The organism is Pseudomonas sp. RGM 3321 (assembly GCF_022836805.1).
Classification (GTDB): domain Bacteria; phylum Pseudomonadota; class Gammaproteobacteria; order Pseudomonadales; family Pseudomonadaceae; genus Aquipseudomonas.
This window is the reverse complement of sequence record NZ_JALHBH010000114.1, coordinates 41,339-67,484: the sequence shown is the minus strand read 5'-3', so window position 1 is coordinate 67,484 and position 26,146 is coordinate 41,339. Positions and strand designations below refer to the sequence as shown.

Genomic DNA, 26,146 nt, shown 5'->3' with positions numbered 1-26,146 from the left:
TAAGGGGTGATGCAATGGCAGTCAGGCTTGAAGCATCTTGCCGGGTGCAGACAAGTGGGGTTGCTGCAGCATCGAGCTCAAATGAGCGACCTTTTTCTGCAACTGCTCGCGCTCTTCTTTCAATGCACGCAATTCGTCGCGGCGGATCGTGACATACAGGGTTTGTGGTGCAAGTGCTGGTAGTACAGTGCCCATTGCTCACCTCGCAAATGGCGGATTCAACCTCAGAAAGGTCCGTGGCAATGACTTTCAATCCATGAGCGCCGCTGCTTACCTCTCTATCGGCAGCGATTTTGATTTCTTTTGCATGATTTTGGAACTTTTTTATTTTTAATTGTCGCGAATGTTTATTAATCGCGACAAAATGCACCACAGGAGGGCGCAGACGCCTTCATCTTCTCGCAAGGGAACCGACGTTCCGCCTCGCTTGACTAACCAGCATGCTCGCAACCTGTCGATGCGCTGGACAGCAAGTGCGGCACCTTTTTACGATTTAAGGAGCACCTTCATGCAACTTGGGATTATTGGACTGGGCCGCATGGGCGGCAACATCGCACGCCGCTTGATGTTGAACGGTCACACGACTGTTGTGTATGACCGCGATGAAGCGTCACGTAACGCCCTGGCCAAGGACGGTTCGGTTGCAGTTGCAGGCCTCAAGGAACTGGTCGATGCGCTCGACAAGCCACGCGCCATCTGGGTAATGCTCCCGGCAGGTGCGCCGACCGAAGAGACCATTCAGACCCTCAGCAAGTTGCTTGACGCCGATGATGTGATCATCGACGGCGGTAATACTTTCTACAAGGATGACATTAGGCGAGCTCAGGAACTGACCGAAAAAGGCCTGCACTACGTCGATGTCGGCACGTCGGGCGGGGTATGGGGGCTTGAGCGCGGCTATTGCATGATGATCGGAGGCGAGGCCGCTGTTGTCGAGCGCCTGGATCCGCTGTTCGCAACGCTGGCACCAGGCCTTGGCTCGATCGAGCGGACTAAAGGCCGTACCTCGGCCGACGACCGCGCCGAGCGCGGTTATATCCACTCCGGCCCTGCGGGTTCCGGTCATTTCGTGAAGATGATCCACAATGGTATCGAGTACGGAATGATGCAGGCCTTCGCTGAGGGCTTCGATCTTCTCAAGCAGAAAAACTCCGAGCATCTGCCAGCGGAGCAGCGTTTCGACCTGAACACCGCCGATATCGCCGAGGTCTGGCGTCGTGGCAGTGTGGTGTCGTCCTGGCTGCTGGATCTGACCGCTGATGCTCTGGCGACAGACCCGCAACTGGATGCGTTTTCCGGTTCGGTTGCCGACAGTGGCGAAGGGCGCTGGACCATTGAAGCTGCCATCGAGCAGGCGGTTCCGGTTCCAGTGCTGTCCAGTGCCTTGTTTGCGCGCTTCCGCTCACGTCAGGCGAGTTCCTACGCAGACAAGATGCTGTCGGCCATGCGCTTCGGATTTGGTGGCCACAAGGAACCCAAGTAATGGGCCTGTCGCGTGGCAGCGCCGAGCAAAAAGCCGAAGTGGCTCCCCCCACGACCCTGTTTCTGTTTGGTGCCCATGGAGATCTGGTCAAGCGCCTGCTGATGCCGGCACTTTACAACCTGTCACGCGACAGTCTGGTGGATGAAGGGCTGCACATCGTCGGCGTTGATCACAATGCGATCAGCGATGCCGACTTTGCGAAAAAGCTCGAAAACTTCATTCGCGATGAAGCCGCCGGCAAGGTTGCCGGTGGCGGCAAGGACCCACTCGATCCTGCGCTGTGGAGCAAGTTGGCCGAGCGCATCAGTTATGTGCAGGGTGATTTCCTCGACGACTCCACCTATCAGGACATCGCCAGCAAGATCGAGAGCACCGGCACTGCGAACGCTGTGTTCTATCTGGCCACCGCGCCCCGCTTTTTCAGTGAAGTAGCCAAGCGGCTGGGCTCGTCAGGTTTGTTGCAGGAAAACGGCGACGAATTTCGCCGTGTGGTGATCGAGAAACCGTTCGGCTCCGATCTGGCCAGTGCGGTCGAGCTCAATGGCTGCCTGCTCAAGGTCATGAGCGAGAAGCAGATCTACCGCATCGACCACTACCTGGGCAAGGAAACGGTGCAGAACATTCTGGTCAGCCGTTTCTCCAATGGCCTGTTCGAATCGTTCTGGAACAACCACTACATCGACCACGTACAGATCACGGCGGCGGAGACCGTAGGCGTCGAAACCCGTGGCAGCTTTTACGAACACACCGGTGCATTGCGCGACATGGTGCCCAATCACTTGTTCCAGTTGCTGGCTATGGTTGCCATGGAGCCGCCGGCCGCTTTCGGTGCCGATGCCGTTCGCGGCGAGAAAGCAAAGGTGGTTGGAGCGATCCGGCCCTGGAGTCAGGAGGAGGCTCTGGCCAACTCGGTACGTGGCCAATATGCGAAAGGCGCGATGGGTGACAAGGAGGTTGTCGGCTATCGTCAGGAAGATCGCGTGGCGCCCGACAGCACAACCGAAACCTATGTCGCGCTTAAGGTCATGGTCGACAACTGGCGTTGGGTCGGGGTGCCGTTCTACCTGCGCACCGGTAAGCGCATGAGTGCTCGCAGTACGGAAATCGCCATCTGCTTCAAGCCTGCTCCTTATGCGCAGTTTCGCGATACCGAAGTTGACCGCCTCAAGCCCAACTACCTTAGGATTCAGATCCAGCCCAACGAAGGCATGTGGTTCGATCTGTTTGCCAAGCGTCCTGGCCCGGAACTGAAAATGGAAGATATCGCTCTGGGCTTCGCCTACAAGGATTTCTTCGAGATGCAGCCCTCCACAGGTTACGAAACCCTTATCTATGACTGCCTGACCGGTGATCAGACGCTATTCCAAAGGGCCGACAACATCGAGAACGGCTGGCGTGCAGTGCAGCCGTTCCTCGACGCCTGGTCCGCGCAGCCGGAAGTGCAGCTTTACGAAGCTGGCAAGGATGGCCCGCAAGCGGGTGAAGATCTGCTGAGCCGTGATGGCCGCGAATGGAGAGAATTGAATGTCTGAACTGCCCGTACAGTTCTTGCTGTCCGACATCGACGGCACACTTTTGCGCCGCGACCATAGTCTTAGCCAGGCCAATATCGACGCGATCAGGCGCTTGCGCGAGGCGGGTATCCATTTCACGCTTGCCAGCAGTCGCCCACCCAGGGCCATGCGCCAGGTGATTGAGGTGCTGGAGGTGGATCTACCCACCGTGGCGTTCAATGGCGGCACCATCACTCATCCCGACGGTAGCCTGCTCGTGGCTCATCACATTGACCCGCGCGCAGTAAAGATATGTCTGGATTTGTTTGCTGGCCAGAACGCTGCCACTTGGGTGTTTGCCGACGATCAGTGGCTGTTGCTCGATCCTGATGCCGATTACGTGGATCATGAGCTCGACGCGCTGGGTTACCGCTATGTTCAGGTCGAGAGTTTCGAGCCGTACCTGGATCGCGTCGACAAGATCGTCGCGGCCAGTGCTGATTTCGAGTTGCTCAAAACCCTTGAAGCGCAGCTCAATCCGCTGATCGAAGGGCTCGCGCTGGCGGCGCGTTCGCAAAAATACTACCTGGATGTGACCGCGCTGGAGGCCAACAAGGGTGCCGCTCTGGTCGCGCTGGCGGATTATCTGGGAGTCGACCTTTCTCGCACGGCGGTCATAGGCGACGGCGGCAACGACGTGGCGATGTTCCACAAGGCTGGATTGTCGATTGCAATGGGGCAGGGCGAGCAGACAGTCAAGGGACAGGCTGATCATGTTACAGATAGCAATGAGCAGGACGGCGTTGCCGTCGCCATCGAGCGTTACATTCTTCCGGCTTGATCGGGCGGTTTGCGCACGCTGACGAATCATCATCACGACAGGCATTTCTGAATGGCGGCACTGATCGAAGACTACGCATTGTTGGGCAACTGTCAGACAGCGGCGCTAGTCGCCCGTGATGGTTCGCTGGACTGGTTGTGTTTCCCCCGCTTCGACTCGACGGCCTGTTTCGCCGCTCTATTGGGTAGCGATGAGCATGGCCGCTGGAAGATTGCGCCGACTGCCGAGGTTATCGCTGTCGAGCGCCGTTACCGCGACGGCACCTTGATTCTTGAAACTGTTTTCGAAACCCGTGACGGTCGCGCCATGCTGATCGATTTCATGCCCATGAAGACGACTGGTCATGTGGTGCGCATCGTGGTCGGGCTGTCCGGGCGTGTCGAGTTCGGTGTGGACCTCGCCATTCGCTTCGATTACGGCAGCAGTGTGCCCTGGGTCGAGCGCAGGGACGAACATACGCTGACTGCCGTGGCCGGGCCGGAAATGCTCGTGCTGCGCAGTCCTGTGGCCTTGCACCCGCAGGATCATCACACCGCCAGCCATTTTCATGTCGGTGAGGGCGAGCGCAAGGTTTTCACGCTGGCGTATCAGCCGTCTTTCGAGCCGCTGGCTGAGCAGATTGATGCCGATCAGGCGCTGGAGGTTACGGCTGCCTACTGGCGGGAGTTTTCTGATCGCTGTCCTGACGTCGGGCCGTGGACGGCTCAGGTAAAGCGCTCGCTGATCACCCTCAAAGCCATGACCTATGCTCCTACCGGTGGCATTGTTGCCGCCGTGACCACTTCATTGCCCGAGCAATTGGGTGGCGAGCGCAATTGGGACTACCGCTATTGCTGGCTGCGTGATGCCACCATGACCCTTCTGGCGTTCATGAATCTGGGCTATTTCGAGGAGGCGACCGCCTGGCGAGACTGGCTGTTACGCTCGGTTGCTGGCAACCCGGAACAGGTACAGATCATGTACGGCGTAGGCGGTGAGCGACGTTTGCAAGAGTACGAACTCCCGTGGCTGAGTGGTTACGAGAACTCGCTGCCGGTACGGGTCGGCAACGGCGCGGCGACTCAGGTGCAACTGGACGTTTATGGCGAGGTTGCCGATGCCATGATCCAGGCGCTGAGAGGCGGCATGCCGCAGCACCCGCGCAGCGTGGCGATCTCCAAGGTGGTCATGCCCTATCTGGAAAAGATCTGTCACCTGCCGGATGCTGGTATCTGGGAGATTCGTTCCGAACCGCGCCACTTCACCCATTCAAAAGTCATGGCCTGGGTAGCCTTCGACCGAAACGCCACTCAGATCGCCAAGGCTGCCGAAAACGATGAGGATCGTGCGTTGGCGAGCCACTACCGGCTAGTAGCAGACGAGATCCATGCTGATGTCTGTCGCAACGGTTTTGATGCTGATCTTGGCAGTTTCGTGCAGACGTATGGCTCGAAAGAAGTCGACGCCAGTCTGCTGCAAATTGTGTTGACCGGTTTTCTTGCGCCGGAAGATCCACGTGTCACCGGCACTGTCGCGCAGATCGAGCGCACACTGATGCAGGATGGCCTGTTGCTGCGTTACAACAACGAGCGCAGTGTTGATGGTGTTGCCGGTCGCGAAGGGACTTTCCTGGTGTGTTCGTTCTGGCTGGCTGACGCTTACGTGCTGCTAGGGCGGGCTGATGACGCTGCACGGCTGTTCGAGAGGCTGTGTGATCTGTGCAACGACGTCGGCCTGCTGGCGGAGCAATACGATCCGAAAGATGGCCGCATGCTGGGCAATTTCCCTCAGGCGTTCAGCCACATCGGCATTATCAACACCGCATTGAATTTGCACCGGGCCGTGTGCCCCGCGCTGGCCCGCACGTCGGGCGAGCTGGAAGGCGCATGATCAGCCGTCGCGGCCAGCCTTGCGAAAAGTCAGGTTGATCCGCTGTTCACCGAGCAGCGGGTGCTCGGCCTGTTTGATCGGCAGAATGCCGTGAAAGCGCAACCGGTCCTCGCCGCCCCAGACCACTACGTCGCCATGAAACAGTGAGATGCGTTGGGTCTTATCGCTGCGCAGCAAGCCGCCGAACTGGAAAATGGCCGGTATACCCAGCGATACCGATACCACTGGCCAGCGATGGTCGTATTCGTTTCTGTCCTGATGCAGAGACATCTTCGCCCCAGGGATGTAACGATTGATCAGGCAGGCGTCAGGCACGAATCCGGCATAACCTGCTGCGAGCGCAGCGTCCTGAGCCAGTTGCATGAAGGCATCCGGCATCGCCGGCCAAGCCTGTCCTGTTTGTGGGTCGGTTGCGGTGTATCGATAACCATGACGGTCGGTTATCCAGCCCAGTTGTCCGCAACTACTCAGCGCTGCAGACATGCTCAAGCCACTGGGGGTCTGCATGTGTCGGAACGGGGAGAGGCCCAGTATCGCCTCAAGGGCGGCCAGCAGTTGTGGCATGACAGGCAGCGCAAAGCCTCTGAGCAGCCATGACCCAGGCCCGATCAGCTCGTTGCTTGCAGGCTGGGCTGTCTGGTCGGCAAACATATCCAGGTTGGCGGGCGTGTCACCTTTGCGTTGCATGGTCGGGTCGAGCTCCTGCGGGTATCAGAGCGCCTTGCTGACCTTCACGTCGGTGATCTGATCGTCGCTCTGGCCGTGCATTTTTTTCAAGGCGGCTTCGGCTTCTTCGGTTGATGCCGATTGCAGTTGGGCGAACTCGAAGCGGCGCTCGCCATTGAGCTTGTAGCTGACAGCAAATTTGGTCGTGCGCGGGGCTGGATTGTTCACGGTGACTCCTTGCATCATCCCAGGCGTGAGGTCGAGCGCCGGACGATCTTGATCTTGTGAGTGAAAGGCGGTTTGCGGCCGGCATTGGTATCTACCTTGCGGCCTGCGGTATCGATGGTAATGTTCCAGAAACCGGTGCTCGGCGCGGCGATCTTGGCCGGAAACGTGTCAAATGCACCGCCATGATAGGTGTGTCGACCGCCATTTTTGAAGCTGCGAAAATTCGCATCGTTCATCAGACGAATATTGCAGGTCTGCGAGCACTCGATAACGACCAGGTCGTCCTCGTTGAGATGCTCACGCTGGTGTACGAATTTCATGACGGGCTCCGAATGGGGGTTTTTCTGAAAAATCAAAACGATAGCATGTGATGCCCGCAATTTGACGTCGGTGGACACTAATTTGCCGTGTTTCTCGCAAATATTGCCTCAGTCGGGATTTAATTGCGCGTCAGCTTGTCGTAGGACCTTTATTTGGAGGCTTTGTATGAAACTGGCTGTAGTAGTCCTGGCTCTGGCAATGACTGGCTGTGCCACAGTAAATGACATCGAACATACACCCCCCACCATGAACGTGATGTCGGGCAAGAATCCCAAGGAGTATGCCGATTGCTTCGTTGGCAAGATCGCCAGCAGTCGCAAGCCGCCGCTTATCGAGCCTCGCCATGATGGCTTGCGCGTAATTGTGGCGCAAAAGCTCAGCAAATCGCCTGCGGCAGTCGTCGATGTCGAGAGCCGCTCGGGCGGCAGTACGATCAAGGTCTATGAACGACTTGCCAACGTGCCTATCCGCTTCAGGGATGTTCAGAACGCTGCCGAAGCGTGCATTTCAGGTTGATCGCTCAGGCGGGCTCAGCAGGCCCTGTCCACTTCGGGCAGGGCGGCAGGCTAGATTACTTGCAGACTACCAGCACGCTACGGCTCTTGTAGTTACCTACGTCCACACCCAGTGTCTTCTCGCTTTCCGCAGGCTGCGGAGTGCCGTCCGTGCCGACAATTTCATAACCTGTGCCCGCGCAGGACGCGTCCGCTTTTTCGTAGCAGCTTGCCCAGGACATCGCCTCGCCGGAGCAGTCAATGCTCAAGCCCTGTTTGCCGTTTTTCAGGTAAGTGTTGGAGGCGGTTGCGCAGCCGGTCAGGCCCAGAGCAACAATAATGGACAGTAGGGAGAGGATTCTGATCATGTTTTTCGCTTCAAGATAAGGTCAGAGAATGACAAATGCGAACGTTGGACTGGTAATGGGTGCCATCGTTCCGCCATGTTTTTCATCATAAATAGCTCGTCGTTCGCTGGCCACTGCTGTAGTTCTTTTGGAGCAGAACATAGATGCTTCTGTAGTCGAAAACGCGTGCGCAGCACTGTTGCGGCGGGCTTTTGCGGCGGCTGGAGTGTGGTCCAGTCTGCAATTGGCTGTAGGCAATATCCAGGAAGTGCGGAACTATCTGCCTGAGGATTCCTCTATCATGGCATCGGACGGCCAAAGGCGGGGCATTGTAAGGTGACCGCCTCCTGATTAGACTGCGCCGTTAACACCAACAGCCCTTACCAAGGACTTTTATGATCAAGAAATGCTTGTTCCCTGCAGCCGGTTACGGCACTCGCTTCCTGCCAGCGACCAAGGCCATGCCCAAGGAAATGCTGCCGGTGGTCAACAAGCCACTGATCCAATACGGTGTTGAGGAAGCCCTCGCGGCAGGCCTGACCGAAATTTCCATCGTGACCGGTCGTGGCAAGCGCGCTCTTGAAGATCACTTTGATATCAGCTACGAGCTTGAGCATCAGATCAAGGGTACGGACAAGGAAAAGTACCTGGTTGGTATTCGCAAACTGATCGACGAGTGCAGCTTTTCCTACACTCGCCAGACTGAAATGAAAGGTCTCGGGCATGCCATTCTCAGCGGTCGTCCGCTGATTGGTAATGAGGCTTTTGCCGTGGTTCTGGCTGATGACCTGTGCGTCAACCCTGAGGGTGATGGCGTGCTGGCGCAGATGGTCAAACTGCACAAGCATTATGGCTGCTCGATCATTGCCATTCAGGAAGTCGATCCGCAGGAAACCAACAAGTATGGCGTGATCGCCGGTGAAGAAATCAAGCCGGGCCTGTTCCGCGTGACCAACATGGTTGAAAAGCCAAAGCCTGAAGATGCGCCGTCCAACCTGGCGATCATCGGCCGCTACATCCTGACTCCGGACATCTTCGAGAAAATCGAGCAGACCGAGCCGGGCAAGGGCGGTGAAATTCAGATCACCGACGCCTTGATGAAGCAGGCTGCCGAAGGCAACGTACTCGCCTATAAGTTCAAGGGCGAGCGTTTTGACTGCGGTGGTGCGGAAGGTTACATCCAGGCTACCAACTTCTGCTTCGAGCACTTCTACAAGACCGGCAAAGCTCATTGATACCTGAATGACGATGCTGTGAAAACGCCACCTCCGGGTGGCTTTTTCATTTCTGAATAGCCGCCGTGCGGTTATGCTGTAACTCTGCCCAGGAGATAGCAATGGCCTTCGATTTTGATCTGTTTGTAATTGGCGCCGGTTCGGGCGGTGTCAGGGCAGCACGTTTTGCTGCCGGTTTTGGTGCGCGGGTAGCCGTGGCCGAAAGCCGTTATCTAGGTGGAACCTGCGTCAACGTCGGGTGCGTGCCCAAAAAGCTGTTGGTCTACGGAGCGCATTTTTCCGAAGATTTCGATCATGCCAAGGGCTTTGGCTGGTCGCTGGGTGAAGCCGAATTCGATTGGGCAACGCTGATCGCCAACAAGGATCGGGAGATCAATCGCCTCAATGGCATCTATCGCAAGTTGCTTGTCGACAGCGGCGTGACGCTGCTCGAAGGGCACGCAAAATTGACCGGTCCGCAACAGGTCGAAATCAACGGTCAGACCTACAGTGCCGAGCGCATTCTGATTGCCACCGGCGGCTGGCCACAGGTTCCTGACGTACCAGGACGCGAGCACGCAATCACCTCCAACGAGGCGTTCTACCTCAAAACGTTGCCCAAGCGTGTCGTCGTTGTGGGTGGCGGCTACATCGCGGTGGAGTTCGCCTCGATTTTCAACGGGCTTGGCGCCGACACTACGCTGGTCTACCGTCGCGAGCTGTTTTTGCGTGGTTTTGATGGCGGCGTTCGCACGCATCTTCACGAAGAGTTGCTCAAGCGTCACATGACGATCCGCTTCAATAGCGATATCGAGCGCATCGACAAGCAGGCCGACGGCAGCCTGCTGCTTTCGATGAAAGGCGGCGGTACGCTCGAGACTGATTGCGTGTTCTACGCCACTGGCCGTCGGCCGATGCTCGACAATCTCGGGCTGGACAGTGTTGACGTCAAACTTGATGAGCATGGCTATATCAAGGTTGATGAGCTCTATCAGAGCAGCGAGCCTTCCATCCTGGCCATCGGCGATGTCATCGGTGGTGTGCAGCTGACTCCGGTTGCGCTGGCTGAAGGCATGGCCGTTGCGCGTCGTCTGTTCAAGCCGGAGCAGTATCGCCCGGTAGACTACAATCACATTCCAACGGCGGTTTTCAGCTTGCCGAACATCGGTACAGTCGGGTTGACCGAAGAGGATGCGATCAAGGCTGGTCATGATGTGCAGGTGTTCGAAAGCCGTTTTCGGCCGATGAAGCTGACCCTGACTGACGATCAGGAACGCACCTTGATGAAACTGGTTGTGGATGCGAAAACCGACCGCGTACTGGGCTGCCACATGGTTGGGCCCGATGCAGGCGAAATTGTCCAGAGCCTTGCAATTGCCATCAAGGCTGGCGCGACCAAACAGGTGTTCGATGACACCATCGGCGTGCACCCGACTGCTGCAGAAGAGTTTGTAACCATGCGCACGCCTGCCAAACGCTAACGTCAGGCAGCGCAATACCCGGAGGTCAGGAAGAGCTCCGGGACAAGGCTTGAAAAGGACGGATCCCGACGTGAACAGAGAAAAACCATCGGCCGGAATGCGCCAGCATCTGGCCGTGCAGGATCGTGAAGTCGCGCTGCACATTGGTGCATCGCGTGAAAGCGAGCATCAGTTCAGAACCCTGGCTGACAACATGAGTCAGTTGGCCTGGACTGCAAGTCCTCAGGGGCACGCCCATTGGTATAACGAGCGCTGGTACGCATACACCGGGACGTCGCTCGAGGCGATGACGGCTCTGGGCTGGCGTTCGTTACTGCATCCCGAGCATCGCGAGCGTGTGCTGGCGCGTTTGCAGTACTGCTTTTCGACGGGCTCGATCTGGGAAGACACCTTTCCACTGCGCGGCAAGGACGGTGCCTTCAACTGGTTTCTGTCGCGTGCACTGCCCATGCGCGATGCTCAGGGCCATATCACCCATTGGCTGGGTACTCACACCGATATCACCGCTCAGGTCAATGCAGAAGAGGCGTTGCGCGAACTCAACGAGAGTCTTGAGTTACGCGTCGCCGAGCGTACGCGCGAGCTGGAAACCGCCAATAAGTTGCTGCAGGCCGAAATTGCCGAGCGGGCGATGGCTGAAGAGGCCTTGCGTCATGCGCAGAAGATGGATGCGATCGGTCAGTTGACCGGAGGCATCGCCCATGACTTCAACAATGTACTTTCCGGCGTGATTGGCGCACTGGACATGATCAGGCTGCGTGTAGCGGCCGGGCGGATCGGTGAGGTCGAGCGTTACCTGGATGCGGCAGCGAGCTCGGCGAACCGTGCTGCCGCGCTGACCCGCAGGCTGCTGACATTTGCCCGCCGGCAGTCGCTCAACGTCACTGTAGTGGACGTCAATTGCATGGTCCGCTCCATGGAGGAGCTGTTGCGAGGCACGGTCGGTGCTCATGCGCATCTGCAGATCGAGCTGGAGGAGGGCTTGAGCGCGGTGCGCACCGATGAGCATCAGCTGGAAAATGCCTTGTTGAATCTGGTCATCAACGCTCGCGATGCTGTGCCTGTCGGAGGGAGGCTGTGCGTGCGCAGTCGCTCGTTAACACTGACGGCGCAAAAAGAGGGTTTGCTGCCTGGCGACTACGTACAGCTTAGTGTCGAAGATAACGGCTGCGGCATTGCTCGGGATGTTATCGACCAGGTGTTCGACCCGTTTTTCACCACCAAACCGGTAGGTCAGGGCACCGGGCTGGGTTTGTCGATGGTCTACGGCTTTACCCGGCAGAGTGGCGGGCACGTGCATATAGAAAGCACTGAAGGTCAGGGTACCCGGGTTCATTTGCAGCTGCCATGCGGCAAGGCTGCGGTTGCCTGAAGCTTCTGGTCATGGCTTGTCCGCTGGCTTCTTTCTTGTGGCTTTAGGCTTGTCCGGCTGATCGAGCCTGATCTGCAGGTTCTCCAGTGCTGCTTCCTTCTTGGTCAGCAACAGTTCAAGCATGCGGCTCTGTTGCTGCGCATCGCTCATGCCTTGTTTGAGCGCGGCGTTTTCGTCCTGCGCGCCGCGTAACCGTTCTTCCAGCAGGGCGCATTGGGTGCGGGCGTGATGCTGTTGTTCTGCCAGAGCGGCAGCCTGGGTAGTGGCCTGGTTCAGCAGGTCTTTTCGTTCGTGCAGTTCACGCAGGGTGCTGCGGTTTTCAGCCAGTAATCTCTCGTTGTCACGATTCAGCTGTGTGATGTCTTCCTGGCGCATGGAGATACCTTGCTGCGTCTGTCGAAGTTCCATTTGCAACTGCTGAACCTGACCTTCGTGGCGTCGCTGCTCCTGCTCGCGTTGTTCCTTGATCGCGTTGCGATAGTGCTCCAGCGCCTCGCGTGCGTGCCGGTGTTTTTCTTCGAGGGAGTGGATCTGCCCGTCCTTGTCGTGCAGGCGAGCCTCCATGTCCTGATTGGCCTGAAGCAGTCTGGCGTGTTCTGTCTGTACATCCTGCAGTGTGCGTTGCGTGTGGAGCAGGGCGGCAGCCTGCTGTTCCAGTGCTTCTTCACGCTGCTGTGCGTGCCGTTCCAGTTGACCGATCTGCTCCTGAGTGGCCGCAAGTTGCCGCTGGAGGGTGTCGCGTTCGGTCTGGTGCTGATCGTGCGCCTGATCAATACGCTCTTGCGCCTGTTCCTGAAGCCTCTGGGCGAGATGCGCGACCAGGTCGCTCAATTCCTCATTGATATCCGGTGCCGGGGCTTGCGTGGAATCAAGCTCCTTCAGATAGCGGTGGATGGTGGTTTTCGAGCCGGTATTGCCCATTTCGATACGTACCGCATCGATGCTGGGGTTTTCGCCTCGGGACAGCAGCGACGCTCTCGCTTTCTGCACTAATGCCTTGTTTACACCGCCGCGGGCCATGCTCTCTCCTACGATTTCGTACTGTGGTATGTACTCTGTAATTACATACTATATGTTTTGAAATAATTAGCTATTTTTTGAATTAATTAACGCGGGATATTGGCGTATTATCCCGTGTCAGGCGTTGTCAGTTCATTTTTCGGCGCTTTCTCCGGTACACCGTGCAGGCTTGAACCATGAATGACGTTGATCGCTATATCGATGCGGCAACCCGTGACAACACGCGCCGCAGTTATCGGGCGGCCATCGAGCATTTCGAAGTGACGTGGGGCGGGTTTCTGCCGGCGACCAGCGAAAGCGTGGCGCGTTACCTGGCCAGCCATGCCGGAAAGTTATCGGCCAACACCTTGAAGCTGCGTCTGTCAGCGCTTGCGCAATGGCATATCAGTCAGGGTTTTGCCGATCCCACCAAGGCGCCCATGGTGCGTAAAGTCATCAAGGGCATTCGTGCGTTGCATCCGGCACAAGAGAAGCAGGCTGAGCCTTTGCAGTTGCAAGACCTGGAGAAAGTCATTGCCTGGCTGGAGATCGAGATACGTGATGCAGAGGCGCAACACGATCAGCCGCGGCTATTGCGTTGTCGTCGTGACTCGGCGCTGATTCTGCTGGGGTTCTGGCGCGGCTTTCGTAGCGACGAGCTGTGTCGCCTGCAAGTGCAGGACGTTAAGGCCATCGCCCACTCGGGCATCAGCCTTTATCTACCGCGCAGCAAGGGTGATCGCGATAACCTGGGCAGAACGTATCAGACCCCCGCCTTGCAGCGGCTTTGCCCGGTGCAGGCTTATATAGAGTGGATCAATTGCGCTGCGCTGGTGCGCGGTCCGGTGTTTCGGGCGGTGGATCGATGGGGTAATCTTGGCGAGGAGGGGCTGCACTCCAACAGCGTTATCCCGTTGCTGCGTCAGGCTCTCCAGCGTGCAGGCATTGCCGCCGAACACTACACCAGCCACTCGTTGCGCCGCGGCTTCGCGAGTTGGGCGCACAGCAATGGCTGGGACCTCAAGTCATTGATGTCTTATGTAGGCTGGAGGGACATCAAGTCGGCGATGCGCTACATTGACGCCGCGCCGTTCCCGGGCAACCTGGAGACAGGGAACGGGTCGAAGGTTTCTTCTATCGATAAGCTGCCTTCATAGTGAAAAGCAATCAGTGACATCAGGTTTGCCAATGAGCGATTGTCACTGATCATGCGTAAGCTTCACTCCATCGAATTAACAACCCATCCAACCCATCAGGAGATATACCGATGCCTATCATCAACAGCCAAGTAAAACCGTTCAAGGCTACCGCATTCAAGAACGGCGCTTTCGTTGACGTTTCGGACGCCGACTTCAAAGGCAAGTGGTCTGTCGTATTCTTCTACCCGGCCGACTTCACTTTCGTTTGCCCGACCGAGCTGGAAGACCTGGCTGACAACTACGAAGAGTTCAAGAAGCTGGGCGTTGAGATCTACAGTGTCTCGACTGACACGCACTTCGCTCACGCTGCATGGCACAACACTTCGCCAGCCATCGGCAAGATCCAGTACACCATGATCGGTGACCCGACCCTGACCATCTCCCGCAACTTCGACGTACTGATCGAAGAAGCCGGCCTGGCGGATCGCGGTACTTTCGTGATCAACCCTGAAGGTCAGATCAAAATCGTCGAGCTGAACGACGGCGGTGTTGGCCGTGACGCTTCCGAGTTGCTGCGCAAGATCAAGGCTGCTCAGTACGTTGCCGCTCACCCGGGCGAAGTCTGCCCAGCCAAGTGGAAAGAAGGCGAAGCTACTCTGGCTCCGTCCCTGGACCTGGTTGGCAAGATCTGAGTCGCATGAATCGGCTGGGGGCGTTGAGCTCTTGAGCAAGTAAACCGCATCGCCCCAAAAAACGCCCGGGCGGTCATCGCCTGGGCGTTGTTATTTCTACCCTTTGTAAACAGGAAGCCGCCACATGTTGGACGCCAATCTTAAAGCCCAGTTGAAATCCTATCTGGAGCGGGTTACTCGCCCCATCGAGATCGTCGCGTCCCTTGATGACGGCGCGAAGTCCCAGGAAATGCTTGCACTGCTCAATGATGTGATCAGCGTTTCCAAGGACGTCACCCTGAATGACAGCGGCACCGACGCACGTACTCCGTCGTTCTCGCTGAGCAGCCCTGGCCACGATATCAGCCTGCGTTTTGCTGGTATCCCCATGGGTCACGAATTCACCTCGCTGGTCCTGGCGCTGCTGCAAGTCGGCGGCTATCCACCCAAGGTCAGTGCGGAAACCATCGAACAGGTTCGCGCGCTTGAGGGCGAATTCCATTTCGAAACCTATTTCTCGCAGTCCTGCCAGAACTGCCCGGACGTTGTCCAGGCACTGAATCTGATGGCAGTACTGAACCCTGGTATCAAGCACGTCGCTATCGACGGTGCGCTGTTCCAGGACGAAGTCACCGATCGCAAGATCATGTCGGTACCGAGCATCTATCTGAACGGTGAATTGTTCGGCCAGGGCCGCATGGGCCTGGAAGAGATTCTGGCCAAAATCGACACCGGTGCCGGTGCGCGTCAGGCGGAAAAACTCAACGCCAAGCAGGCTTTCGATGTGCTGGTCGTGGGCGGTGGCCCCGCGGGCTCTGCGGCGGCGGTCTACGCTGCCCGCAAAGGCATCCGCACCGGTGTTGCCGCCGAGCGTTTCGGTGGTCAGGTGCTCGACACCATGGCCATCGAGAACTTCATCTCGGTACAGCATACCGAGGGGCCGAAACTGGCCGTGGCGCTTGAAGAACACGTCAAGCAGTACGAAGTCGACATCATGAACCTGCAACGCGCCGACAAGTTGATTCCTGGCGCAGCCGGCGAGTTGCATGAAGTGAAGTTTGCCAGCGGTGCCAGCCTCAAGGCCAAGACGTTGATCCTTGCCACCGGCGCACGCTGGAGGGAGATGAACGTGCCGGGTGAGCAGCAGTACCGTAACAAGGGCGTGGCTTATTGCCCGCACTGCGACGGTCCGTTGTTCAAAGGCAAGCGCGTCGCTGTCATCGGTGGTGGTAACTCGGGTGTCGAGGCTGCAATCGACCTGGCAGGTATCGTGTCCCATGTGACACTGCTGGAGTTCGACGTGCAGTTGCGTGCCGACGCGGTGCTGCAGCGCAAGCTGCACAGCCTGCCGAACGTGACCGTGATCACCAGTGCGCAAACCACTGAAGTGACGGGTGATGAGCAGAAGGTCAACGGCCTGCGCTACAAGAACCGCACCACAGGCGAAGAGATCACCGTGCCGCTCGAAGGTATCTTCGTGCAGATCGGTCTGCTGCCCAACAGCGAATGGCTCAAAGGTGCCATCGAGCTGTCGCCGCGTGGCGAGATCGTGGTCGATTCCCGTGGAGAAACTTCGGTGCCGGGTATCTTCGCTGCCGGTGACGTGACAGTCGCCCCGTACAAGCAGATCATCATCGCCCTGGGCGAAGGTGCCAAGGCCTCCCTGAGCGCCTTTGACCACCTGATCCGTACCTCCGCACCGGCTTGATCGGACAGTGGTAAACAAAAAGCCCCGTGAGCGATCACGGGGCTTTTTGTTTTTCAGGCTGATCGCTCCTTGCCGGAGCGATCACCGCCAGTCTCAGAGCGGTGTAGGCTGGATGATCTCTACCCAGTAGCCATCCGGGTCCTTGATAAAGGCCAGGCTGTTCATGCGGCCGTCGGACAAGCGCTTCTGGAAGTCGACGCCGAGGCTTTCGAATCGCTCGCAGGCGACTTTCACGTCAGGCACCGACACGCAGATATGGCCAAAGCCACGCGGGTCGCTGTTGCCGTTGTGGTACGACGCTCTGTCATCGCTTTCGGTGCCGTGGTTATGGGTCAGCTCCAGAATGCCGGCGATCGACTTCATCCATTCGTTGCGCGCAGCGTCGTCTTCCGGGATCTGCGCCTTGTCGACCAGCGCCAGGAAGTACAGGCTGAATTCGGCTTCCGGGAAGTCACGTTTTTCGACCAGGCTGAAGCCCAGCACGCGGGTGTAGAAGTCCAGCGATTTGGTGATGTCCTTGACGCGCAGCATGGTGTGGTTGAACACAAACTGCCGGGTGGCCGCTTCAGGATTGGCTGTGACGCCCGGTAGGGTGTTGAGTTCGTGCAAGCTCATCAATGTGTCTCCAACAGAATGTACAAATAATGCCAAATGATACGGGGCAGGGCGAGCAGTGCCAAACCCGGCTTGGATAACGTCGCGTCGGCCTTGCTCGATGCCGACAACAGGCTCAGAATTTCCGGTCAACCGTTCTGGCGACCCGATCATGATCCTTTCGCACTACCGACGCTCCGTGCCAAGCCTGTGCCTGTTCCTGCTGCTGGGCACTGCCCAGGTCCATGCCGCCGATGCAATGATCGTCTGGCCCGCAGGCTGGGAGGTCGAGTCGTTACCGACCGAGTCGGGCGAGCCCGTTCAACCTTCCGTGCAGGTCAGACAGCGCGCGGTTAAAAACGATCAAAGTGGAAATCCGCTGATGGTCATGGAGCTCACCCAGACGCGCCTGACGCCGGGGCATGAAGTCAACGTTCAGGGCGTTCTGCTGGAAATGCGCAAGTCGGTTCAGGTCAATTTTGCCCGCAGCGGATTGCAGAGCGCCTGCACGCATGTCCGCGAAAGCCGGCTCAGCGTGGTGCCCGCGCTCGAAACCACCTGCACCATTACCCAGAACGGTGTGCACGTGCTGACCCAGACACTGGTCGCGGCCGCCAGCAAGGATCTGGCCTGGTCGTTGTCTTATGCGGGATCGGCAGACGGCTATGCGAGCAACAAGGATGAGGCACTGCGTATTCGCGAGAGTCTGCGTCTGGACGTTACGCAGTGACATCTGCCTTTTCGCAGACAAAAAGAAGCCCGCCGAGGCGGGCATGGGGCGCTATTCCTTTAGCGGTCTTCATCATCCGAGAATCCATGTGAAAAAAGTGTGAAGCTGCGCGGTATCGGCCATCCGCCGATCTTCGATGCGGCGAAGCACGCAGTAACAAATTGCCTTATCGCTCATTACACCGAATAAACCGAACAATTACTCTACACATTTCAGCAACTGTTCAGGTTTGTAACTGCGTGCTGAAACGAATAATCGATGAATTTTTATTGGCGTCATTATTTCAACGGTATTAATGCCTGACGCGCTGGAAGTATATGTACCGGGCAGTTCACTTAATCATGTGTATGAATGTCAGAGGCGGGTAGGCAGTCAACTGTGTATGGGCGTTTGATCAGGCAGATGCAGTGTGAAGGTGCTCAGTTGACGTACGGGTAGATAAAAAAAGCCCCGCAAGTGCAGGGCTTCAATTGACAAAGTTTTAATCAGGCGCGAAGCCACGAATCAACAGTGTCTACACCGTACTGCTCTTTCCACGCCTTGAGACCGCGGTGGTTACCACCCTTGGTTTCAATCAGCTCGCCGGTATGCGGGTTCTGGTAAACCTTGACCACGCGTGCACGACGGCGCTTTGGCCCGGCGGGTGCGACCAGCGACGTAGCGCTTGATGGGTCAAGGATTGCGATGATGTCACGCAGGCTTTTGCCGTAGGTGCCCATCAGGTCCTGGAGCTTTTGCTCGAACTCGATTTCCTTCTTCAACCCGGCGTCATTCTTCAAGGATTCCAGCTGTGCCAGCTGTTCTTGAAGGGCTTTCTCTGCTGCTCGAAACTCGGCAAGTCTGGACAAGTAATACACTCCAACAATGTAATGGCTGTTGTCAGCCCTATAAAGCGATGAGACAAAACTGATTGACCGATTCGCTCACTCGATGCTGCCCTGTACCTGCGGTTTCTATGCTGAAACATGGCCTTTGCGGCTTATCATTGCGCAGGCAGAGGATAGTTATAACTCAGTAGCCCGCAAATGATGCACCTTTTTTTCCAGTTAGAAAATAGCCTTTTTCAAATTCGTTAAATACTCGTGGTGGGGGATGTTGAATATAGGCGATGAAGCCTGCTTTATCAGGTGAGCTGTTGTGTAAGTTATTTCCGACATTAGTCGCTGATGGAAAACGTGCCATGCGACACTGGACGGCTTAAAAGGAGAAACATCTGACAGGCATGAGGGTTGGCAGATGCGAAAAGAGCAAAAATGTCTGAAGGCAGCGGATGGAAAGGCGTGTAGCCGCATCAAAGGTGGCCCTTGGCCTGCCTTTTTGTTGCTTTTCTGACCCTACAGTCCCTGTTGCAACACCGGGTCGTCGGGGTTCTGCTGCTCGAGCTCCGCCAGCAGAATCTGAACGTTTTGCAGCTGACCATTTTCTTTCCAGTACTGAATCAGCAGCACTCTGGCCTTGCGGTTCGCGGGCTGGCTTTGAACAATCTGCGTCAACTGTCTTTGCGCCGCCTCAAGCTCGTGCAACGAATGCAGGGCAACCGCCAGATCATAGCGATAGTCGGTGTTATCGGGCGCCAGCTCTGTAGCCTTTGCCAGGCTGAGCACAGCAAACTCTGCCTGCCCGTGGTTAAGCAGCCACATGCCCAGCGCGTGCTGGAGCATGGACGAACCGGGGTTATGCTCCAGCAACTGGGCGAAAAGGCTGCGAGCCTGCTCAGCCTGACCCTTGCGATCCAGCAGCTCAATGTGCGCCAGCGCCGCTTCGATATTGCCCGGCTCCAGAGCTGTGGCCCTCTGTAGCGCGGCGACTGCCGGCTCCAGGTCGCCGGTCTGCAGGTACAGTCTGGCCAGTTGCAACTGGTTTTGTGCGTTTTGCGGCTGGCTCTTTAGCGACTCTTGAAACGCCTCGGCACTTTGCTGCAGCACGGCAAAGTACACGCCCAGTTCATCCGGTGACAGGCCGAGCAGGGCACTGGTGGCGCGGAATCTGACGGATTGTTCGTCGTCGTCCAGCAATGGGCCCAGCAGCAGGCTGCGCTGGCTGTTGGAGACCAGTCTGACGCTGACATCGATAGCCGCTTCGCGCACCTGTGCGGATCGGTCACCCAGCGCGGCATCGAGCAATTTGAGGGCCTGAGGGCTGGGGTAGTCGCTCAATTCGGCGAGCAGGTTGATGCGCTGCTCGTCAGACAGGTCGGTTCGTGCCAGTTGTTGGTACAGCACGCGTGCAGCGCCGGGCTTGCCGTCTTGCGCCTGTTCCAGTGCCTGAGCGTAGGTGTGGCTCAACCTGGCGGGAACGGTCTGAACGGGTAGGCGCCACCACCAGAAGGCCAGTGATAGCGCCAGCATCGCCGCAGCCGCTGCGCCGATCAGCCAGCGATGTCGAGTAGTGGGTTGAGGCGATAACCCCTTGGTAGAAAGTCTGGGCATATCGATTTCCAATGCTTGACGGGTTGCAGCTTCGGGGAGTGGGTGGCAGCTGTCAAACGGCAATCATGATGCCGTCGGCTTATGGACAAAAAAAGCCCCGCGTCCTGAATGGGCGCGGGGCGGGTTTACGACCTGCTCGGCATATCAGGCCTGAGGTTGCCAGCCGCCCCCCAGTGCCTTGTAAATGGCCACGATGCCATGGTACAGCTCGATTTCTGCCTGTGCCTGAGAGTCTTCGGCGGCCAGACGCTCGCGCTCGGCATCCAGCAGGACCAGGAAGTCCGCTGTACCTTCGCGGTACTGCACTGAAGCCAGCCTGGCTGCGGAACGACTCGCATCGCTTTGGCGCATCAGCGAAACCAGCCGTTGCTGGCGTTTGTCGTAATCGCTGAAGGCGTTCTCCGATTCTTCCAGGGCGAGCAATACCTGCTGCTCATAGTTGGCCAGCGCACCTTCGGCATCGGCGTCGGCGCTGCGAATTTGCGCCCTGACGCTGCCCAGATCGAAAGCTGCCCAAGTGATGCTGGGGCCGAGTGACCAGGCTTTGGCCGCTGACGAACCGATCTGCGAGCCGCGGCCAGCGGTAAAGCCCAGAAAGCCGCTTAGACTGACCCGTGGAAACAGGTCAGCGGTCGCCACGCCGATGCGTGCGGTCGAGGCGGCTAGCTGGCGTTCGGCGGCGCGGATGTCGGGCCGATTGCGCAGCACCTGTGTCGGATCGCCAATCGGCAGGGCCTTGGCGATAGCGGGCAGTTTGCTCGGGCTCAGGTCGACGCTGAGGTTTTCCGGGCGCTCGCCCAGCAACGTGGCGATACGATTGCGTTGGCGAACCTGTTCGGCCTGCAACTGCGGCACGGTCGCTTCAACGGCTGCCAGTCGTGCCTCGGCGCGTACCACATCCAGTTCGTTGCCCACACCCGCATCACGCAACTGGGTGGTCACGTCTTGAGAACTCTGCTGGTTTTTCAGATTGTCGCGGGCAATGGCTTCACGCAGCTGCGCGCCGCGTAGCTGCCCGTAGGCGTCGACCACCTCGGCAATCAAAGTCACCTGAAGCTGATACAGATTGGCTTCGGCGGCTTCCTGATCGGCATCGCTGGCTTCCAGTTGGCGCTGAATACGTCCGAACAGGTCGACCTCCCAGGCCATGTCCAAGCCAAGGTCGTAACGCTCGCTATTGACGCGCCGCTCTGTCACACCTGGTTGCTGACCCTTGCCCAGGTCGCTGCTGGCCCGGCTGGTGATCACCGGCATGGCGTCGTTGGCAACGTCATCGCGAATCGCCCGTGCAGCTTTCAGGCGGGCAAAGGCGACACTCAGATCGCGGTTGCCGTCCAGCGACCGGGCCACCAGTTTATTGAGGGTCGGGTCCTCAAACTGCTGCCACCAGACGGTGTCCACTTTGCTGCGGTCATAGTTGCCCTTGGCTGCGGACGTTAGTTGTGCTGGCGCCGTAACCGGTGGCTTGTAGTCCGGGCCGACGGCGCAGGCTGCCAGCGCCATGACCAGCAGGCTCGGGAGGAAGAGTTTGAACGCGCTCATCAATGCATCTCCGCAGGCAGGTTTTGCAGTCTTTGTGCCCTGGCGGCCTTGCGGGCCTCCTGGCGCTCGACATAATTACGGATAAGCACGTAGAACACCGGCGTCAGCAGCAGGCCGAAGAACGTGACCCCCAGCATCCCGGAGAACACGGCAACCCCCATGGCATGGCGCATTTCTGCACCTGCACCGCTGGAAAGCACCAGTGGCACAACACCCATGATGAACGCGAAGGACGTCATCAGAATCGGACGCAGGCGCAGTCGGCATGCTTCCAGGACTGCATCCAGCGGGCTCATTCCCTCGGCCTGTTTGTCCTTGGCAAACTCGACGATAAGAATCGCGTTCTTGCACGCCAGGCCCACCAGTACGATCAGCCCGATCTGGGTGAAGATGTTGTTGTCGCTACCGGCAATCATCACCCCGGCAATCGCCGAAAGCAGAGTCATTGGTACGATCAGGATCACCGCCAGCGGCAGGCTCCAGCTTTCGTACTGAGCCGCGAGTACCAAAAATGCCAGCAGAACACACAGCGGGAAGACGAACAGCGCCGTGTTGCCCGAAAGAATCTGTTGGTACGTAAGGTCAGTCCACTCGTAAACCATGCCGTTGGGCAGCTCTTCACGCAGCAGTTTCTCGACCGCCGCCTGCGCCTGACCAGAGCTGAAGCCCGGACCGGCAGCACCGTTGATTTCTGCCGTGATGAAGCCGTTGTAGTGCATTACGCGGTCGGGACCTGCGGTGTCACTGACTTTGACGAAGGTTGCCAGCGGGATCATTTCCCCCAGATTGTTGCGCACCTTGAGCTGACCGATCTGGTCGGCATCCTGACGGAACTGCTGCTCCGCCTGGACATTGACCTGATACGTGCGGCCAAAACGGTTGAAGTCGTTGGCATACAGCGAGCCCAGATAAACCTGCAGGGTGTCAAAGATGTCGCTGACCGCAACGCCATGCGTCTTGGCCTTCTCGCGGTCGATGGCGGCATCCACCTGCGGCACGTTGACGGTGTAGCTGGTGAACAACCCGGCCAGTTCCGGCACGCTGCGGCTCTTGGCAATGATGTTCTGGGTTTCCTTGTACAACTCGTCGTAACCCAGGTTGCCACGGTCCTCTATCTGCAGTCGGAAACCGCCGATGGTGCCTAGCCCCTGTACCGGAGGTGGCGGGAAGATCGCCATGTACGCTTCCTGGATCGACGCGAACTGGCCGTTCAGGGCGCCGGCAATAGCGTTGGCCGACAGGCTGGGGTCTTTGCGCTCGTCAAACGGTTTGAGGGCGACGAACACCACGCCGTTGTTCGGGCTGTTGGTGAAGCCGTTGATCGACAGGCCGGGGAAGGCAATCGCGTTTTCCACGCCCGGTTGTTTGAGTGCCAGCTCGGACATGCGCTTGATGACGTCTTCGGTTCGGTCGAGGCTGGCAGCGTCCGGCAGTTGGGCAAAGGCCACCAGGTATTGCTTGTCCTGGCTGGGTACAAAACCGGTCGGCGTGCTGGCGAAACCCAGCCAGGTCAGGACCATCAGGCCTGCATACACCAACAGCGCGATGCCGCTGCTGCGAATGACCCTCGCGACGGTGCCGACGTAGCCATGACTGGCTTTTTCGAAGAAGCGGTTGAACGGACGGAACAGCCAGCCGCCAAGGATTCTGTCAAGGAAACGCGAGAAACGATCCTTGGGCGCATCGTGGCCTTTGAGCAGTACCGCGGCCAGCGCAGGCGACAGGGTCAGCGAGTTGAAGGCCGAAATCACTGTCGAGATGGCGATGGTCAATGCGAACTGCTTGTAGAACTGTCCGGTCAGGCCGGAAATGAACGCTGCCGGTACGAACACCGCGCACAGCACCAGCGCGGTGGCGATGATCGGTCCGGTCACTTCGGCCATGGCCTTGTGCGTGGCCTCAACCGGTTCAAGCCCCAGCTCGATGTTTCGTTCGACGTTCTCCACCACCACGATGGCGTCGTCCACCACGATGCCGATTGCCAGCACCAGCCCGAACAATGACAGCGCGTTTAGAGAGAAGCCGAACATGTGCATGACGGCAAAGGTGCCGATCAGTGACACCGGTACGGCCACCAGCGGGATGATCGAAGCGCGCCAGGTCTGCAGGAACAGGATCACCACCAGCACGACCAGGATCAGTGCTTCAAACAGGGTGTGAATCACCGCCTCGATGGAGCCGCGCACGAAGATCGTCGGGTCATAGACGATGCTGTAGTCCATGCCTTCCGGGAAGCTCTTTTTCAGCTCGGCCATTCTGGCCCGTACATCGTTGGAGATGTCGATGGCATTGGAGCCGGGCCGCTGGAAAATAGGGATGGCCACGGCAGGCTGATTGTTCAGCAGCGAGCGCAGCGCATACTGGCTGGAGCCCAGCTCGATGCGCGCAACGTCTTTCAGGCGAGTTATTTCACCGTCAGCGCCTGCGCGAACCACAACGTTCTCGAACTCTTCCTCGGTAACCAGACGGCCCTGGGTGTTGATCGACATCTGAAAACTGGTGGCATTCGGCGAGGGCGGTGAGCCCAACTGACCTGCGGCAACCTGACGGTTCTGTTCGCGAATCGCATTGACCACATCGGTGGCGGTCAGGTTGCGTGAGGCAGTCTTGTTCGGGTCCAGCCAGACCCGCAGCGAATAGTCGCCCATACCGAACAGTTGCACGTCACCGACACCGCCCAGTCGCGCGAGCTCATCCTTGATGTTGAGCACGGCGTAGTTGGACAGGTACAGCATGTCGTAGCGCTGGTCCGGCGAGGTCAAGTGCACAACCATGGTCAGGTCGGGGGAGGCCTTGTCCACGGTAATGCCGATGCGCGTCACTTCTTCCGGCAGCTTGGGCTCGGTACGCGTCACACGGTTCTGCACCTGCACCTGCGCGTTGTCCAGTTCAGTGCCCAGCGCAAAGGTGATGGTCAGGGTCAACTTGCCATCGGCAGTGGCCTGGGACGACATATAGAGCATGCCTTCCACACCGGTGATGGCCTGTTCCAGCGGCGAGGCTACGGTTTCGCCGATGACCTTGGGGTTGGCGCCGGGAAAGTTGGCGCGCACGACTACCGTGGGCGGCACCACTTCCGGGTATTCACTGATCGGCAGCTGGAACAGTGAGATAGCACCGGCGATCAGGATCAGCAGCGACAGCACTGCGGCAAAGATCGGCCGGGAAATAAAGAATTTGGAGAAGTTCATCGGACGAGTCCCTTAGCCGCGCGGCGCAGTGGCGCTGGCGATTTTGACGGCCGCTTTGGGCGCCACTTGTGGCAGGTTGCTGGCTTCGAGAGCCTGGCGTTGTTTGAGCAATGCTGCGAGGGTGTCGGCGCTGGCCATCGGTGTCACTTCAGGGTCCACAGGCTGGCCGGGACGCACGCGCTGCAAGCCTTTGACGACGATGGTATCGTCCTTGCCCAGACCGTTACGGACAATGCGCAGGCCTTCGATTTTCGGGCCCAGCTCGACAGCCCGATAGGCAGGCTTGTTGTCCTTGTCCATGACCAGCACAAACTTCTTGCCCAGGTCGGTGCCCACTGCTTCGTCATTGATCAGCACCGCCGAGTAAGTGCCGCTGCCCACCAGTTTCAGACGGGCATACAGGCCGGGGGTGAAATCACCGTCGGCGTTATCGAACACCGCCCGACCGCGAATGGTGCCGGTCCTGGGGTTGACCTGGTTGTCGACAAAGTTCATCTGGCCCAGGTGCGGGTTGCCGGTTTCATTGGACAGGCCCAGGTAAACCGGTGTGGTCTGGCCGCGCTGGCCTTTGCGGGCCAGCTCGGTGTACTTGAGGAACACGCGTTCGTCAGCGTCGAAGTAGGCGTAGACCTTGTCGGTAGAGACCACGCTGGTCAGCGCGGTGACATCTGCGGTCACAATGTTGCCAGCGGTGATTTCTGCGCGACTGACACGACCTGTAATCGGTGCGGTAACACGGGTAAAACTGAGGTTCAGTCGAGCCAGATCCAACTGCGCCTGAATGGCCGCGACACCGGCCTTGGCTTCCTGCGCCGAGGTAGTGCGCGAGTCGGCCAGTTCGGCGGAAATCGCGTTGTTGGTACGCAGACGCTCGCCGCGCTGGGCTTCATTGTCACTGCGCAGTGCAACGGCACGGGCCTGTTGCAGCTGTGCCTCAAGACGACGAACTTCGGACTGGAACGGACGCGGATCGATCTGGAACAGCAGGTCGCCTTTCTTGACCAGCGAACCGTCGGTGAACGCTACCTGATCGATCTGACCAGACACTCTTGGGCGAACCTCGACGGTTTCCGGTGCTTCAAGACGACCCGTGAATTCATCCCATTCGTTGATCGGCTGCTCCAGCACCTTGGCCACGCTGACCTTGGCTGCGCCAGGCGCACTGGTGGCTTCAGGCGCGCGGCCGCAAGCACTGATAACGATAAGGGCGAGGGCGGTGAGGGGGTAGCGCAGATGGCTGAGTGTCTGATGCATGGGAAGTTCCGCCGATAGTAAAGAATGGACGGATTCTGTTGCGCGGGGGGTGTTATTAACGAATCGAATAAAACGAAGGT

The 26,146-nt window shown here is 58.2% G+C and carries 24 protein-coding genes; 12 read left to right on the top strand and 12 right to left on the bottom strand.

Going from position 1 to position 26,146, the window contains the following annotated elements; translation table 11 throughout:
• Positions 1-21: 21 nt before the first annotated feature.
• Positions 22-195, bottom strand: coding sequence for a DUF6026 family protein (locus RGM3321_RS17640; RefSeq protein WP_002553283.1), 174 nt, complete (start codon positions 193-195; stop codon positions 22-24).
• A gap of 262 nt (positions 196-457) precedes the next feature.
• On the opposite strand from RGM3321_RS17640, the gene gnd reads away from it, so the two are divergent.
• From gnd to RGM3321_RS17620, 4 genes are read left to right on the top strand one after another with little or no spacing between them, the layout of a single operon-like run.
• On the top strand, positions 458-1,483 hold the full coding sequence (gnd, locus tag RGM3321_RS17635) for a phosphogluconate dehydrogenase (NAD(+)-dependent, decarboxylating) (RefSeq protein ID WP_279614058.1): 1,026 nt from the start codon (positions 458-460) through the stop codon (positions 1,481-1,483).
• On the top strand, positions 1,483-3,015 hold the full coding sequence (zwf, locus tag RGM3321_RS17630; protein ID WP_244394127.1) for a glucose-6-phosphate dehydrogenase: 1,533 nt from the start codon (positions 1,483-1,485) through the stop codon (positions 3,013-3,015). Before gnd ends, zwf begins: the two co-directional genes overlap by 1 nt.
• On the top strand, positions 3,008-3,817 hold the full coding sequence (locus tag RGM3321_RS17625; RefSeq protein WP_244394126.1) for an HAD family hydrolase: 810 nt from the start codon (positions 3,008-3,010) through the stop codon (positions 3,815-3,817). The genes zwf and RGM3321_RS17625 overlap by 8 nt, the downstream gene beginning before the upstream one ends.
• A gap of 51 nt (positions 3,818-3,868) precedes the next feature.
• Positions 3,869-5,686 carry a glycoside hydrolase family 15 protein gene (locus tag RGM3321_RS17620; protein WP_244394125.1) on the top strand — a complete coding sequence of 606 codons (1,818 nt, stop codon included), beginning with the start codon at positions 3,869-3,871 and terminating at the stop codon, positions 5,684-5,686.
• On the opposite strand, the gene alkB is transcribed toward RGM3321_RS17620, so the two are convergent.
• The 3 genes from alkB to RGM3321_RS17605 are packed head-to-tail and all read right to left on the bottom strand — an operon-like array spanning position 5,687 to position 6,900.
• Positions 5,687-6,373, bottom strand: a complete 687-nt coding sequence (gene alkB / locus RGM3321_RS17615; RefSeq protein WP_244394124.1) for a DNA oxidative demethylase AlkB — start codon at positions 6,371-6,373, stop codon at positions 5,687-5,689. It abuts the gene before it with no gap.
• Between the two features lie 24 nt (positions 6,374-6,397).
• Positions 6,398-6,580 carry a hypothetical protein gene (locus RGM3321_RS17610; protein ID WP_080393744.1) on the bottom strand — a complete coding sequence of 61 codons (183 nt, stop codon included), beginning with the start codon at positions 6,578-6,580 and terminating at the stop codon, positions 6,398-6,400.
• 14 nt (positions 6,581-6,594) lie between these two features.
• Positions 6,595-6,900 carry a DUF1883 domain-containing protein gene (locus RGM3321_RS17605; protein WP_003380432.1) on the bottom strand — a complete coding sequence of 102 codons (306 nt, stop codon included), beginning with the start codon at positions 6,898-6,900 and terminating at the stop codon, positions 6,595-6,597.
• Positions 6,901-7,066: 166 nt separating this feature from the next.
• Between RGM3321_RS17605 and RGM3321_RS17600 the strand changes: the two genes are divergently transcribed.
• Positions 7,067-7,417 carry a hypothetical protein gene (locus RGM3321_RS17600; RefSeq protein ID WP_058402283.1) on the top strand — a complete coding sequence of 117 codons (351 nt, stop codon included), beginning with the start codon at positions 7,067-7,069 and terminating at the stop codon, positions 7,415-7,417.
• A 55-nt stretch (positions 7,418-7,472) separates the two neighbouring features.
• Here RGM3321_RS17600 and RGM3321_RS17595 read toward each other — a convergent pair whose 3' ends face one another.
• Complete coding sequence (locus RGM3321_RS17595; protein ID WP_244394251.1) at positions 7,473-7,754, bottom strand: hypothetical protein; 282 nt, start codon at positions 7,752-7,754, stop codon at positions 7,473-7,475.
• A gap of 383 nt (positions 7,755-8,137) precedes the next feature.
• On the opposite strand from RGM3321_RS17595, the gene galU reads away from it, so the two are divergent.
• The 3 genes from galU to RGM3321_RS17580 all read left to right on the top strand — a co-directional run bounded on the left by galU (position 8,138) and on the right by RGM3321_RS17580 (position 11,809).
• A complete protein-coding gene (gene galU / locus RGM3321_RS17590; protein WP_003364457.1) occupies positions 8,138-8,977 on the top strand; it encodes a UTP--glucose-1-phosphate uridylyltransferase GalU in 840 nt (279 codons plus the stop codon).
• A gap of 101 nt (positions 8,978-9,078) precedes the next feature.
• The gene (gene gorA, locus RGM3321_RS17585; protein ID WP_244394123.1) at positions 9,079-10,437 is read left to right on the top strand and encodes a glutathione-disulfide reductase; all 1,359 of its coding nucleotides are present in this window, start codon (positions 9,079-9,081) and stop codon (positions 10,435-10,437) included.
• 97 nt (positions 10,438-10,534) lie between these two features.
• Complete coding sequence (locus RGM3321_RS17580; RefSeq protein WP_244394250.1) at positions 10,535-11,809, top strand: PAS domain-containing hybrid sensor histidine kinase/response regulator; 1,275 nt, start codon at positions 10,535-10,537, stop codon at positions 11,807-11,809.
• Between the two features lie 9 nt (positions 11,810-11,818).
• On the opposite strand, the gene RGM3321_RS17575 is transcribed toward RGM3321_RS17580, so the two are convergent.
• Positions 11,819-12,829 (bottom strand): DNA-binding protein, encoded by a 1,011-nt coding sequence (locus RGM3321_RS17575; protein WP_244394122.1) that lies wholly within the window; start codon positions 12,827-12,829, stop codon positions 11,819-11,821.
• Positions 12,830-13,005: 176 nt separating this feature from the next.
• Here RGM3321_RS17575 and RGM3321_RS17570 point away from each other — a divergent pair, with 176 nt between their 5' ends.
• From RGM3321_RS17570 to ahpF, 3 genes are all read left to right on the top strand, one after another.
• The gene (locus RGM3321_RS17570) at positions 13,006-13,965 is read left to right on the top strand and encodes a tyrosine-type recombinase/integrase (protein ID WP_244394121.1); all 960 of its coding nucleotides are present in this window, start codon (positions 13,006-13,008) and stop codon (positions 13,963-13,965) included.
• A gap of 110 nt (positions 13,966-14,075) precedes the next feature.
• Positions 14,076-14,639: an alkyl hydroperoxide reductase subunit C gene (ahpC, locus tag RGM3321_RS17565; protein WP_002553298.1), complete on the top strand. Its 564-nt coding sequence runs from the start codon at positions 14,076-14,078 to the stop codon at positions 14,637-14,639.
• A gap of 124 nt (positions 14,640-14,763) precedes the next feature.
• A complete protein-coding gene (ahpF, locus tag RGM3321_RS17560) occupies positions 14,764-16,326 on the top strand; it encodes an alkyl hydroperoxide reductase subunit F (protein ID WP_003315309.1) in 1,563 nt (520 codons plus the stop codon).
• A 93-nt stretch (positions 16,327-16,419) separates the two neighbouring features.
• On the opposite strand, the gene gloA is transcribed toward ahpF, so the two are convergent.
• Positions 16,420-16,941 carry a lactoylglutathione lyase gene (gloA, locus tag RGM3321_RS17555; RefSeq protein ID WP_244394120.1) on the bottom strand — a complete coding sequence of 174 codons (522 nt, stop codon included), beginning with the start codon at positions 16,939-16,941 and terminating at the stop codon, positions 16,420-16,422.
• A gap of 100 nt (positions 16,942-17,041) precedes the next feature.
• Here gloA and RGM3321_RS17550 point away from each other — a divergent pair, with 100 nt between their 5' ends.
• Positions 17,042-17,650 (top strand): DUF4946 domain-containing protein, encoded by a 609-nt coding sequence (locus tag RGM3321_RS17550; protein WP_024639549.1) that lies wholly within the window; start codon positions 17,042-17,044, stop codon positions 17,648-17,650.
• Between the two features lie 485 nt (positions 17,651-18,135).
• Here RGM3321_RS17550 and RGM3321_RS17545 read toward each other — a convergent pair whose 3' ends face one another.
• The 5 genes from RGM3321_RS17545 to mexE all read right to left on the bottom strand — a co-directional run bounded on the left by RGM3321_RS17545 (position 18,136) and on the right by mexE (position 26,066).
• Positions 18,136-18,498, bottom strand: a complete 363-nt coding sequence (locus tag RGM3321_RS17545) for a histone-like nucleoid-structuring protein, MvaT/MvaU family (RefSeq protein WP_002553302.1) — start codon at positions 18,496-18,498, stop codon at positions 18,136-18,138.
• Between the two features lie 486 nt (positions 18,499-18,984).
• Positions 18,985-20,079, bottom strand: a complete 1,095-nt coding sequence (locus RGM3321_RS17540) for a tetratricopeptide repeat protein (RefSeq protein WP_244394119.1) — start codon at positions 20,077-20,079, stop codon at positions 18,985-18,987.
• 144 nt (positions 20,080-20,223) lie between these two features.
• Entirely contained in the window at positions 20,224-21,621 is a 1,398-nt protein-coding gene (locus tag RGM3321_RS17535; RefSeq protein ID WP_244394118.1) for a TolC family protein, read from the bottom strand.
• Complete coding sequence (locus RGM3321_RS17530) at positions 21,621-24,812, bottom strand: efflux RND transporter permease subunit (RefSeq protein ID WP_244394117.1); 3,192 nt, start codon at positions 24,810-24,812, stop codon at positions 21,621-21,623. The genes RGM3321_RS17535 and RGM3321_RS17530 overlap by 1 nt, the downstream gene beginning before the upstream one ends.
• Before the next feature lie 12 nt (positions 24,813-24,824).
• Entirely contained in the window at positions 24,825-26,066 is a 1,242-nt protein-coding gene (gene mexE / locus RGM3321_RS17525) for a multidrug efflux RND transporter periplasmic adaptor subunit MexE (RefSeq protein ID WP_002553305.1), read from the bottom strand.
• Positions 26,067-26,146 lie beyond the last annotated feature (80 nt).